9 protein-coding genes and 1 other RNA gene are annotated in these 13,043 nt (G+C 39.6%); 2 read left to right on the top strand and 8 right to left on the bottom strand.

The window, feature by feature from the left end:
- Nucleotides 1–268 precede the first annotated feature (268 nt).
- A complete protein-coding gene (locus QFZ31_RS25485; RefSeq protein WP_373459937.1) occupies nucleotides 269–3,802 on the top strand; it encodes a bifunctional 2',3'-cyclic-nucleotide 2'-phosphodiesterase/3'-nucleotidase in 3,534 nt (1,177 codons plus the stop codon).
- A 156-nt stretch (nucleotides 3,803–3,958) separates the two neighbouring features.
- A complete protein-coding gene (locus QFZ31_RS25480) occupies nucleotides 3,959–4,309 on the top strand; it encodes an LAGLIDADG family homing endonuclease (protein WP_307308433.1) in 351 nt (116 codons plus the stop codon).
- A gap of 399 nt (nucleotides 4,310–4,708) precedes the next feature.
- Here the strand turns inward: QFZ31_RS25480 and ssrA are convergent.
- From ssrA to tpiA, 8 genes are all read right to left on the bottom strand, one after another.
- Nucleotides 4,709–5,045: a transfer-messenger RNA gene (gene ssrA / locus QFZ31_RS25475) on the bottom strand.
- A gap of 156 nt (nucleotides 5,046–5,201) precedes the next feature.
- Entirely contained in the window at nucleotides 5,202–5,669 is a 468-nt protein-coding gene (gene smpB, locus QFZ31_RS25470) for an SsrA-binding protein SmpB (protein WP_283862093.1), read from the bottom strand.
- An 87-nt stretch (nucleotides 5,670–5,756) separates the two neighbouring features.
- Nucleotides 5,757–8,099 (bottom strand): ribonuclease R, encoded by a 2,343-nt coding sequence (rnr, locus tag QFZ31_RS25465; RefSeq protein ID WP_307308432.1) that lies wholly within the window; start codon nucleotides 8,097–8,099, stop codon nucleotides 5,757–5,759.
- Nucleotides 8,100–8,119: 20 nt separating this feature from the next.
- Nucleotides 8,120–8,866, bottom strand: a complete 747-nt coding sequence (locus QFZ31_RS25460) for an alpha/beta hydrolase (RefSeq protein WP_307308430.1) — start codon at nucleotides 8,864–8,866, stop codon at nucleotides 8,120–8,122.
- 137 nt (nucleotides 8,867–9,003) lie between these two features.
- Nucleotides 9,004–9,237, bottom strand: a complete 234-nt coding sequence (gene secG / locus QFZ31_RS25455) for a preprotein translocase subunit SecG (RefSeq protein WP_179595247.1) — start codon at nucleotides 9,235–9,237, stop codon at nucleotides 9,004–9,006.
- 175 nt (nucleotides 9,238–9,412) lie between these two features.
- Nucleotides 9,413–10,711 carry a phosphopyruvate hydratase gene (gene eno, locus QFZ31_RS25450; protein WP_307308427.1) on the bottom strand — a complete coding sequence of 433 codons (1,299 nt, stop codon included), beginning with the start codon at nucleotides 10,709–10,711 and terminating at the stop codon, nucleotides 9,413–9,415.
- A 27-nt stretch (nucleotides 10,712–10,738) separates the two neighbouring features.
- Entirely contained in the window at nucleotides 10,739–12,271 is a 1,533-nt protein-coding gene (gene gpmI / locus QFZ31_RS25445) for a 2,3-bisphosphoglycerate-independent phosphoglycerate mutase (RefSeq protein WP_307308424.1), read from the bottom strand.
- Entirely contained in the window at nucleotides 12,264–13,025 is a 762-nt protein-coding gene (gene tpiA / locus QFZ31_RS25440; protein WP_307308422.1) for a triose-phosphate isomerase, read from the bottom strand. The genes gpmI and tpiA overlap by 8 nt, the downstream gene beginning before the upstream one ends.
- Nucleotides 13,026–13,043 lie beyond the last annotated feature (18 nt).

The following is a 13,043-nucleotide window of genomic DNA, read 5'->3' as shown; positions in this document are numbered from 1 at the left end:
TCGATTTAAATCCTCATTTTAACCTCCAATAGTCCTACGACTTATTCCCCTTACGAAACTATGAGAATTTTTTTATTATATTTATGCATGTCTCTGAAAAGATAGAAAATTTAGCAAAAGGTAGAGTAGGTTTCATTAGAAAACTATTCAAAGATACTTTCCTTTTTCGATTTTTAAAATACGCACACAGCTTTTTGGGACTTTTTCTTTAATGGGATATGCGATTGTTTTTGCAGTAAAAAACTATTTTACTAGGAAGGTGAACATGTTGAAGAAGAACCAATATCGTGGTGCAAAGAAAATTTTATCATCCTCACTAACTGTAACACTTTTGGCATCACCATTCTTTTCATCAATTCAAGTCAAAGCTGCACCGAAAACAGAAAAAAGCCCTATTTTAGAACTTCGGCTTATGGAAACAACTGATATACATACAAACCTACTAAACTATGATTATTACAAAAATGCGGAGTATCTAAAAGTTGGCTTAGCAAGTACGGCGGCTCTTGTGGAAGAAGCACGTTCTGAAGTAGCAAACAGTGTACTAGTTGATAATGGCGACTTAATTCAAGGAACTCCATTAGGTACATATAAGGCAAAAATTGATCCACTTGAAGATGGAGAAGTTCATCCAGTATTTAAGGCGATGAACCAAATGAACTATGATATTGCTACATTAGGTAACCACGAGTTTAACTATGGTCTTGATTTCCTAAATGAGGCATATGATGATGCCAATTTTCCTGTTATCAACGCAAACGTTTATGTGGATGACCATGATACGAATCCTGATAATGATGTAAATAACTTTACTCCCTATAAAATCATCAACAAAAAAGTGGTCGATGAACAAGGGAAAAAACATGTAATTAAAGTTGGATTTATCGGTTTCGTTCCTCCTCAAATTAACGAGTGGGACAAGACGAATCTTGATGGGAAAGTAATTACAAAAGACATTGTTACAACAGCAAAGAAATTTATTCCGCAAATGAGAGAAGAAGGTGCAGATGTTATTGTAGCCATGACTCACTCTGGATTTAGCGGTAATAAAAACAATTCAGAAGATGTAATTTACGCTTTAAGTGAAGTACCAGGAATCGACGCGATTACCTTCTCGCACACCCATAAATTGTTCCCTGCAAAAGACCTTAAATCACTTGACGGTTTATTTAAAGGTGCTGATGGTCAGCCGCTTCCAGGTGTGGACAATGAGAAAGGAACCATTAATGGAATTCCAGCAGTACAAGCAGGCTACGGCGGCGGTTCTTTAGGAATTATTGACCTTTCTTTGAAAAAGGAAAAAGGCAAATGGTCTGTAGTAAGCTCACAATCTTTAACACGTGAGATTTCTACGGTTAAACCTGTCCAATCCATCGTCGATGCCGTTAAAGCTGATCATGAAGCAACGGTGGAATATGTAAATACTCCTATCGGAAAAACAACTGACGACATACACAGCTATTTCTCACTCGTACAAGATGATCCTTCCATCCAAGTAGTGACAAATGCACAAAAATGGTATGTAGAAAAATACATTGCCCAAAGCAAGCCTGAATATCAGAACCTGCCAATCCTTTCTGTTGGGGCACCTTTTAAAGCAGGCCGTAACGGTGTCGCAGAATACACAGAAATCAAAGCAGGTGATTTAACGATCCGCAGTGCGGGAGACTTATATTTGTACGACAATACATTGAAAGCGATTAAAGTAAAAGGCTCTGTTGTAAAAGAGTGGATTGAAATGACTGCAGGGAAGTTCAATACAATCGACCCTAATAAAACGGAGGAACAGGAGTTATTAAATCCAAAGTTCCAAGTATATAACTTTGATGTTATTGATGGAGTTCAATATCAAATAGATGTTACAACTCCAGCAAAATACGACCCAGCTGGAAATATCATCAACCCGGATTCAAGCCGTGTGGTTAACTTAACTTATAACGGTCAACCTGTGGATCCAAATCAAGACTTCATTGTTGTTACCAATAACTATCGTGCAGGCGGCGGCGGTAACTTCCCTGGTGTAAAAGGAAGCGAATTAGTGGTTGACTCTGCTGATGAAAACCGTCAAATTTTGATGGATTATATTACGGAGATGAAAGAAATCACTCCAACAGCTGATAATAACTGGTCTATTGCTCCAATTCCTGGTGATGTGAACGTTACATTTACAACATCACCAGCAGCTGAAAAGTACCTTAAAGAAGGAAGTAACATTTCTTATACCGGTAAAACTGATCCTTCTGGATTTGGAATTTTTAAATTAGACATTGGTTTTACTCCTGTTAATGTTCAGCTACTAGGCTTAAATGACTTACACGGTCAGCTGGATACAGACACAAAAGTAAAAAGAGATGGACAAGATGTATGGGCTGGCAGTATGGAATACACAGCTGCAGCCATCAAGCAACGTGAAGCCACAAACGAAAATACTCTTGTTGTTAATGCTGGTGATATGATTGGCGGCAGCCCGCTAGTGTCAGCATTATTCCAGGATGAGCCGACTGTGGAAGTCCTAGAAGCCATCGGCATGGATGTCGGTACACTTGGAAATCATGAATTTGACGAAGGGATTACCGAATTGCGCCGTATGATCAGTGGTGGTCAACATCCGCTTGGAAAAGGCACTTCAGGCTATGACGGAATGGATTTCCCTGTTATTGCAGCAAACGCTTTTGACAAATCAACAGGTGAATTAATTACAGGTGTACCATACGTGGTTAAGGAAGTTGCTGGTCAAAAGATTGGATTTATCGGTGTCGTAACACAAGAAACCCCAGAAATGATTGTAACAAAAGGAAATGAAAATCTTCAAATTACTGATGAAGCTACTGCAATTAATAAGTATACAGAAGAGTTAAAAGCACAAGGGATTGAAGCAATTATTGTTTTAGCGCATAATCCTACAAGTCAAGAAGGCTACACAGATGGATTTGACGCTTCAAGAATTGCTGAAAAAGTAGATGATGAAGTAGATGTTATCTTTGCTGCACATAACCATGTTTACAATGATAAAGTAGTAGATAACAAGTTAATTGTTCAAGCGTATTCTTATGGTTCAGCATTCTCTGATGTGGATTTAGTAATTAATCCTGAAACAGGAGATATTGTCAAAAAAGAAGCAGAAGTAGTAACCGTATATCAATCAGATTACACTCCTGATCCTGAAGTTTCAGCGATTATGAAAAAGTACGAAGATTTAGTAGCGCCGATGAAAGCTGAAGTAGTTGGTAACTCTGCAACTACATTAGCTAAAGGATATCCGTCAACTGCTGGAGAGTATGCTGACAATGGTCTTGGCAACTTAATTGCTGATGGCATGAAAGCAGCTATGAAGACAGATTTCGCCCTAATGAATGGCGGCGGTGTTCGTTCTCAACTCGATGCTGGTGAAGTAACTTTCGGGGATTTATTTGCTATTCAACCATTTGGGAATGTTTTAAATAAGACATACCTAAGCGGTGCTGATTTAGAAGTAGTGTTAAATAATCAAATTACAACACGCGGGCTTGATTTCCATATTGCAGGGTTTAAATACACCTACACATACGATGATGTAACCAAGACTGGTAAAGTTGTAGACATTTTCTTACCGGATGGCAGCAAGATTGATCCGGCTAAAGAATACTCCGTTGTAATGAACAACTATATGTTCGGTAATGCCAGCTATGGGATTAGTGCTTTAGCAACCGGCTTAGAAGTAGGACCTGAAGACTTAGAAGCAACTGTGGAATATGTAAAAACACTTCCGTCACCATTTGAATACAAAGCAGCAGAAGGTCGAATTCAAAAAGTAACACCTTAACAGAACAGATATTCAAAGATACAATACCAAAAAGCTATCCTCTCATTTTGAAAGGATAGCTTTTTATTGTTATTTTGAAAACAGAACTAGATGATTATACAATAAGTTTAGGAACATATGTTTTTAAATTATCGAATTAAATTGGGAGGGATAGCAATGGAAATCTGGGAAGCTGCTTATATTGCAGGAATTATTGATGGAGAAGGATCTATTTCATTGACTAGAATGCATGAACGCGAACATCGCCGGCCTTGCATATCCATTGCTTCAACAGATAAAGAGCTATTAATTTATCTTCAGTCCTTATCAGGAGGAACAATAAATAATAAAAAGAATTACAACCCTAACAAACATAAGGATTCATTTACATTAAATATAAAGAATAAAGAAGCTGTTATATCTTTACTAGGATTCATCTCCCCTTATCTAAGGGTAGATAAAAAAAGGAAGCGAGCTCTATGGATTCTCAAAAAGTATGAGGAGGTTACTCCTCGAAACGGAAAGTAATATTTGGAATCACTAGAGAAAAAACTTTCTTTTGAAGAAGCCTTTTTTAGAATATAAAAAAGACTAGCATCTCTGCTAGCCTTGTTATCCACCTTATGTATGGTGGAAGCGGCGGGACGTGCGTTTCCATGCTTTCGTCATGGCACTGACTATATCTTGAACCTGTAGGAATTACAGGTCCTTCGGCGTATTATGCGAAATATAATTTGTACCTTTAACAGGCAGGATTTCGCATCCTAGTACTACCACTCTAAAATGGCAGCCTATAAGTCGATACACGGCTGTTGAATTACTCCACATACCGCTCGGCATTGCCTTATCGCCTTTTTAAAGCGACGTAGGTTTCACCGATAAAGCCGAATTATCACTTATGTGTTACCACATAAGGCGACTAATTACTAATCGAACCCGCGTCCAAAGATAACGGCACTTAAGCTTCTACGAGTGTAGTCGACATATTGGCGTTTCGCTGATCCTTTTGCCTATCGACAGGCGGCCGGTCAGCTAGTCTGGTTGTTCTCTTCCTTCGCCCTCAGACGGTGGACTCCGGCGTAGCCTACTAAGAGTGAGTCCGCTACCCTACCACATAGGCGATGGAGGGGCGAACAGCTAAGCAGTTATTAAGCTGCGAAAGCTAGGTTGTTGTTAGTTTTGCCAGTTATAGGCGTTGACGTTTTAACGAGGCCGATCCCCTCGACTCGCAACCCAAGCTCGAACTACCCCTGTCGAATCCTTAGCGCCCCCATTATAAAATGTGCTGAAATCTAGTTAAAGATTCTAGCAAGCGTTCGGATGCTCAACAATAGTTTGAGCAAAAGTTTTCTGTCGCGTATCTCAGCGACAAACTTATTATAACACACTGAGCGAATTTTTCAATTGTAAGTATTTGTAATTATATTTTTTGACGGTCACGGAATGCTCGCTCGATGTCACGCTTAGCCTCTTTTTGCTTCAGAACTTCACGTTTATCATAATTCTTTTTACCCTTTGCCAACCCTAATAAAACCTTTGCAAATCCATTTTTTAAATAAATCTTTAATGGAATCAGTGCATAACCAGCTTCCCTTGTTTCACCAAAAAGCTTATTAATTTCCCGCTTATGAAGCAAAAGCTTTCTTTGTCTTAATGGGTCATGATTATAGCGATTCCCTTGTTCATATGGGCTTACATGCATATTTAATAAATGCATTTCACCGTTGTGAATTCTTGCATAAGAATCCTTTAAATTTACTTTGCCGGCACGTATAGATTTGATTTCTGTACCTTGAAGAACGATACCAGCCTCATATGTTTCTTCAATAAAGTAATCATGGTATGCTTTTTTATTTTGCGCAACAACTTTTCCTTCACCTTTTGGCATGTCTCTCACCTCGTTATGGGTTTATTTTAGCAGAAAACTCTATTCATAACAATTGAAAGAGGACCTTCTATAAGGCCCCCTTCTAAATTATCTTTTCTTGTTTTTCCGCTTGGTGCTTTTATTCTTAGGTACATTATCATAAAACTTCTTTTTCTTTCTTGTGCCTGAGCCCTGGCCAGTTCCTTCTGACTTTTGCCCGCCACGGCCTTCTTGTTTATTACGACGCGGCTTTTTCGTATCGCTGCCTGTTTTAAACACTCTCGGAGTCTCTGAACGCTCGCGGCGTGTACCTTTCATTCCGACGATTTCAAAGTCGATGGAACGCTCGTCTTTGTTAACTTTTACAACTCTGACGGTAATTTCATCACCAATTCGGAATACATTACCTGTCCGCTCGCCAATCATCGCAAAATGACGTTCGTCGAATCGGTAGTAATCATCTGTTAAATAACTTACATGGACGAGACCTTCAATTGTATTTGGAAGCTCGACAAACATCCCAAAATTGGTTACAGAGCTAATGATACCATCATACTCTTCACCAATCTTATCTTCCATATATTCAGCCTTCTTAAGCTCATCCGTTTCACGCTCTGCATCAACCGCACGCCGTTCCATCTTTGATGAATGCTGAGCAATTTCAGGCAATCGCGCATTCCATTTTTCTCTCGTCGTCTCATCCAGCTTTCCTTCAATTAAATACGTCCGGATTAGTCGATGTACGATGGTATCTGGATACCGTCGTATTGGCGATGTAAAATGAGTATAAAACTCTGTTGATAATCCAAAGTGACCCAGGCTTTCAGGATCGTATTTTGCCTGCTGCATGGAACGAAGCATAACGGTCGATATGACCATTTCTTCCGGCTTTCCTTGAACCTCTTCGATAATTTCCTGCAACGCCCTCGGATGTACATCATTCGCGGTACCTTTAACAATGTAGCCAAAGTTGGTGATAAATTCAAAAAACCTTCTTAGCTTATCTTCTTTTGGATCTTCATGGATTCGATAAATAAATGGTACTTCCATCCAGTGAAAATGCTCTGCAACTGTTTCATTAGCAGCAAGCATAAACTCTTCAATTAATCTTTCCGCTACAGAACGCTCACGGAGAACAACATCTGTAGGTTTACTATCTTCATCAACCAAGACTTTTGATTCTTTGAAGTCGAAATCAATCGCTCCACGCTGCATTCTCTTCTCACGCAAGATTTGAGCCAGTTCTTCCATCAATTCAAACATTGGTACAAGTGAATCGTAGCTGCTGCGTGTTTCTTCATCTTTATCAACCAATATCTTATTTACATCTGCATACGTCATTCTCTCAGTAGTTTTAATGACACTTTGAAAAATCTCATGGTTAACCACTCGACCTTCATTGTTAATTTCCATTTCACAGGAGAGAACTAAACGGTCCACTCTTGGATTAAGTGAACAGATTCCATTGGATAAACGGTGTGGAATCATTGGAATGACCCTGTCGACTAAATAAACACTTGTGGCACGTTCCTCTGCCTCAAGATCGATTGGCGTTCCTTCTTTTACATAATAGCTGACATCTGCAATATGTACGCCAAGCTTATAGTTGCCATTTTCGAGCTTCGTTACCGTTACCGCGTCATCAAGGTCTTTCGCGTCAGCTCCATCTATTGTAACAATCGTTTCATTCCGAAGATCGCGGCGGTTCGCCAATTCACTTTCATCAATCGTATCTGGTGTTTCATTTGCCTGCTTTAAAACTTCGTCTGGGAATGCCATTGGCAGTCCATGCTTATGAATAACAGAAAGAATATCCACACCCGGGTCATTTTTATGTCCAAGTACAGTTATAACCTCCCCTTCAGCACTTTTACGTCCTTCTGGATAGGTAGTAAGCTTGACAACTACTTTATGACCTTCTACTGCACCTTTAGAGGCTGATTTTGGAATAAAGATATCACTTGCAAATTTCTTATCATCCGGGATAACAAAGCCAAAGCTTTTACTTTCCACATAGGTACCAACAATTTGCTGGACGCCTCTTTCTAAAATTCGTATGATACTTCCTTCTCTTCGCTGACCGGAAGTCTCGGAAGCAATTCGAGCAAGAACGGTATCACCATGCATGGCATTATTCAGCTCATTTGGCGGTATAAAAATATCATCCATACCGGGTTCATCTGGTATCACAAACGCAAAACCTTTTGCATGACCTGTGAGCTTACCGCGAATAAGGTTCATTTTTTGCGGCAATCCATAACGGTTACTGCGCGTACGGACAACAAGTCCTTTTTCCTCCATTTGAACAAGCGCTTTTACAAATTCCTTAAACTCGCTGGAGTCGGAAATTCCAAATGCCTCTTCTAGTTCTTGAACTGTCAAAGGTTTGTAAGCCTCATCCCTCATATATTGTAAAAGCTTATCAACGTGCTGTTGAATATTATCTTCCAATAAAATCCCTCCTCAAAGGATTATTTCTGCCAATCTAATTTTTCTAAAAAAGCATATATATCTTCATGAAGCTGATCACGTTCTTTATCTAACGTAATCACATGGCCCGATTCCTCATACCATTTAATTTCTTTGGTTACGGACTCAACCTCATTGTAAATGATGTTTGCACTATCTGTGTTAATCATTTTATCGTGGCGAGCTTGGACGACAAAGGTAGGAGCATAAATCATATCCACATGGTTGCGGACATCAGAAATTAAAGATTGCAACGCCTTTAAGGTTTTCATTGGCGTTTTCGTAAACTCATTCATTTCCAATTCAATTTGCTCTTCGCTTTTTCCTTCTCGTACCTTATATTCGCGGGCATAGTCGAGAATTCCTTGGTGCATCACTTCTTCACTTTTTATATACATAGGTGCACACATCGGTATAATACCCTTTATAGGTACAGTGTAACCCAATTTCAACGAAAATACGCCGCCTAGTGAAAGTCCCCCAACTGCAATTTCTTCATGTCCTAGGTCTTTTAAATAATTGTAACCATTTATTACGTCCTTCCACCAATCTTCTGGTCCAGTATGTACAAGCTCCTCTGGCGGAACTCCGTGTCCTTTATAGTGAGGCGCATGACAGGTATACCCTCGTTTTTCTAAAAAACGCCCCAACATCCGAACATCAGCCGAATTACCTGTAAAACCGTGAAGCAATAAAACTGCTCGTTTTCCTCCTTTAAACGTAAAGGGCTTAGGTGCTGCAATTTTCATCATAAAAACTCCTTCAACTCTAATCAAATCCATTACCTTAGTTTAAGCAAACAATGGGGTAACATTCCAGAAAAAAGCATTCGTTGTTTTGTACATAAAAAAAACCTGACATAAGCCAGGTTTTTGAGCATTCTTTATTAAACTTCGAAGTATGCAACTAAGACAGCAAGAATAATGAAAAGAACTGCTAATACAACAGTAATGCGATGTAAAATTAAGTCCAGTCCTCGTGCTTTTTGCTTACCGAATAATTGTTCAGCACCACCTGAAATGGCACCAGATAATCCAGCACTTTTACCTGATTGCAATAAAACAACAAGAATAAGTCCGATACTAACGATTACTAATAATGTAACAACCAATGCATGCATGAAAGACACCTCCTGTAGTACGTACATTTCACAGTATTTTTAATGTACCATATTATTGCCTTTTTAACAATACCAGTGTTATGTCAGCTTATAGTAGATATCCTTTCAAAAATATCATACAGTCACTCCAGACAAGAAAGGCACCCATTCGTCAATGAGTGCCTAAGCTTTGTTCTTATTTTTTAAGGTTATAGAAAGATTTTAAACCATTGTATTGTGCTGTTTCACCTAATTGGTCTTCAATGCGAAGTAATTGGTTGTATTTCGCAACACGGTCTGTACGTGAAGGTGCACCTGTTTTGATTTGACCCGCATTTGTTGCAACAGCGATGTCAGCGATTGTGTTATCTTCAGTTTCACCAGAACGGTGAGAAATAACTGCAGTGTAACCAGCACGCTTCGCCATTTCAATTGCGTCAAATGTTTCAGTCAATGTACCGATTTGGTTAACTTTGATAAGGATTGAGTTCCCGATTCCTTTTTCAATACCTTCAGAAAGCTTCTTAGTATTTGTAACGAATAGGTCATCCCCAACTAATTGAACCTTTTTACCAAGACGTTCAGTTAGAAGCTTGTGTCCTTCCCAGTCGTTTTCATCTAGACCATCTTCGATTGAGATGATTGGGTATTTGCTTGAAAGCTCTTCGTACCAATCAACCATTTCAGCAGATGTTTTCACAACGCCTTCACCTGCAAGATGGTATTTTCCATCTTCTTTGTTATAGAACTCAGAAGATGCTGCGTCCATTGCTAAGAATACTTCTTCACCAGGCTTGTAGCCAGCTTTTTCGATTGCTTGTACAATCGTTTGAAGTGCTTCTTCGTTAGATCCTAAGTTTGGAGCAAATCCGCCTTCATCTCCAACAGCTGTGTTAAGTCCTTTTTCTTTAAGAACAGACTTTAAGCTGTGGAAAATTTCTGTACCCATACGAAGTGCTTCTCTAAAGTTAGGAGCTCCAACAGGCATAACCATGAATTCTTGAATATCAACGTTGTTATCAGCATGCTCTCCGCCGTTAACAATGTTCATCATTGGAACTGGAAGCTGCTTAGAGTTGAATCCGCCAAGGTATTGATATAAAGGAATATCTAAGTAGTTAGCAGCAGCATGAGCTACAGCCATAGAAACACCTAGGATGGCATTGGCGCCTAATTTACCTTTATTTTCAGTTCCATCAAGCTCGATTAAAGCTTGGTCAACAGCAACTTGATCTAACACGCTGAATTCTTCACCAACAAGGTGTGGTGCAATAATTTCGTTTACGTTATCTACAGCTTTTAATACACCTTTACCAAGGTAACGCTCTTTGTCACCATCACGAAGTTCAACTGCTTCATATTCACCTGTAGAAGCACCACTTGGAACTAAAGCACGGCCAAAAGCGCCTGATTCAGTAAAAACTTCTACTTCAACTGTTGGGTTCCCGCGGGAATCTAATACTTCACGTGCGTATACATCTGCAATAAATGGCATTTAATTTCTCTCCTTTTAATATAAAAATTATTTAATTAACGATTTTCCTGTCATTTCCTCTGGCTGCCCGACACCAAGCAGCTTTAACATCGTAGGAGCTAAATCTCCTAGGATTCCACCTTCTCGCAGCTCCACGTCATTCTTTGTGATAATAACTGGAACTGGATTCGTGGTATGGGCTGTCATTGGCTCGCCTTCAAGAGTCATCACTTCATCTGCGTTACCATGGTCAGCTGTAATAATAGCTGATCCACCTTTTTCAAGAATTAAATCAACGATTTTACCTAAGCATTCATCAACTGTTTCAATTGCCTTAACCGTTGGTTCAAGCATTCCTGAATGTCCAACCATATCAGGGTTAGCAAAGTTTAGGATAATGGCATCAAATTTATCATCTTGAATTTCTTTAAGCAGCGCGTCTGTAACTTCATAAGCACTCATTTCAGGCTGCAGGTCATAGGTTGCAACCTTAGGTGAGTTGATAAGAATGCGCTCTTCTCCAGGGAACTTGTCCTCACGGCCGCCGCTCATAAAGAACGTAACATGAGGATATTTTTCGGTTTCGGCAATTCTTAATTGCTTCAATCCGTTTTGCGCTAATACCTCTCCTAATGTGTTATCCAGGTTAGAAGGCTTAAACGCAACGTATCCATTTACCGATTCACTGAAATGTGTTAAACATACGAAGAATAAATCCCTCGGATGTTTCTCTCCACGGTCAAAAGGACGGAAATCTTCGTTTGTGAATACATTAGAAATTTGGATTGCCCGGTCTGGACGGAAATTATAGAAAATGACGGCGTCATTGTCTTTGATTGTCGCAACAGGCTGACCATCTTCCTTTGTGATCACGGATGGAATAACGAATTCATCAAAAATTCCATGCTGGTAGGAATCCTCTACCACGTCTAATGGATTGGTGTAGGCTGGTCCATCACCATAAACCATAGAGCAGTAAGATTTTTCAACGCGATCCCAACGCTTGTCACGGTCCATTGAATAATAACGTCCAGAGATGGTAGCAAACTCACCAACGCCATACTCATTCATTTTATCCAAAGTTTGTTTAATATATGTTGCAGCTGTTTTCGGACCAACATCACGTCCATCAAGGAAGCCATGAATATATACCTTTTCTACGCCTTCCTCTTTTGCCATCTTCAATAGGGCAAACATATGGTTAATATGGCTGTGTACGCCTCCATCGGATAATAAACCAAATAAATGCAGGTTTGTTCCATTTTTCTTCACATGGTCCATCGCACTGCAGATGGTTTCATTTTTTACAAATTCACCTTCACGAATGGCGATATTCACACGTGTTAAGCTTTGGTATACAACCCGGCCAGCACCGATATTTAAATGGCCTACTTCGGAGTTGCCCATTTGTCCCTCAGGAAGACCAACTGCTTCACCGGAAGCCGTTAAATGCGAGTGCGGAAACGTACTCCAATACCGATCAAAATTCGGTTTTTTTGCATGATACACTGCATTCCCTTTTTGTTCATCCCTGCATCCAAATCCATCAAGAATGATGAGGGCAACGGGAGACTTACTCATAGCTGCCTGCCTCCAATAGCTGCAGGAATGAACCTGGCTCAAGGCTGGCTCCGCCAACAAGTGCACCGTCTATATCAGGCTGTGCCATGTATTCCTTAATATTTTCTGGTTTTACACTACCGCCATACTGAATTCTCACAGCATTAGCAACTTCTTCATTGAATTGTTGTGAAACCACTTGGCGGATATGAGCACATACTTCATTTGCATCTTGTGCAGTCGAAGATTTGCCTGTTCCAATCGCCCAGATTGGTTCATAAGCAATAACCGTTTGTTTTACTTGCTCATCTGTTAAGCCAGCTAAAGCTTTTTGAATTTGTGAACCAACTAGTTCATTGGTTTCACCGTTTTCACGCTGCTCTAATGTTTCACCGCAGCAAACGATTGGAGTTAAGTTATATTTAAAAGCTGCAAGTGTCTTTTTATTAACACTTTCATCGGTTTCATTAAACATTTCACGACGTTCAGAATGTCCAAGAATCACATATTGAACACCAATTTCAGCTAGAGGTTTTGGACTGATTTCTCCTGTAAAAGCTCCGCTTTCTTCGAAATGCATGTTTTGTGCGCCTATTTTGACATCAGTTCCTTCTGTTTGTTCCACAAGACTTTGTAAAAATAAAGCTGGTGCACAAATAACAGAATCCATTTTTTCATGATGTGGAACAAGACCTTTTACTTCCTCGGCAAAGCTTTTCGCCTCAGCAAATGTCTTATTCATTTTCCAGTTACCTGCAATAATCGGTTTACGCATTGTTACACAACCTTTCAA

The organism is Neobacillus niacini, assembly GCF_030817595.1.
In the GTDB taxonomy this organism is placed as follows: Bacteria; Bacillota; Bacilli; order Bacillales; family Cytobacillaceae; genus Neobacillus; species Neobacillus niacini_G.
Note: the sequence above shows the minus strand (reverse complement) of the source record. Positions and strands in the feature narration are given on the sequence as shown.

What these genes read in the sequence shown, in the direction of transcription:
- QFZ31_RS25480 (WP_307308433.1), top strand. Translation starts at nt 3,959, where the DNA reads ATGGAAATCTGGGAAGCTGCTTATATTGCAGGAATTATTGATGGAGAA.
- smpB (WP_283862093.1), bottom strand. Translation starts at nt 5,669, where the DNA reads ATGCCAAAAGGTGAAGGAAAAGTTGTTGCGCAAAATAAAAAAGCATAC.
- QFZ31_RS25460 (WP_307308430.1), bottom strand. Translation starts at nt 8,866, where the DNA reads ATGAAAATTGCAGCACCTAAGCCCTTTACGTTTAAAGGAGGAAAACGA.
- secG (WP_179595247.1), bottom strand. Translation starts at nt 9,237, where the DNA reads ATGCATGCATTGGTTGTTACATTATTAGTAATCGTTAGTATCGGACTT.
- eno (WP_307308427.1), bottom strand. Translation starts at nt 10,711, where the DNA reads ATGCCATTTATTGCAGATGTATACGCACGTGAAGTATTAGATTCCCGC.
- gpmI (WP_307308424.1), bottom strand. Translation starts at nt 12,271, where the DNA reads ATGAGTAAGTCTCCCGTTGCCCTCATCATTCTTGATGGATTTGGATGC.
- tpiA (WP_307308422.1), bottom strand. Translation starts at nt 13,025, where the DNA reads ATGCGTAAACCGATTATTGCAGGTAACTGGAAAATGAATAAGACATTT.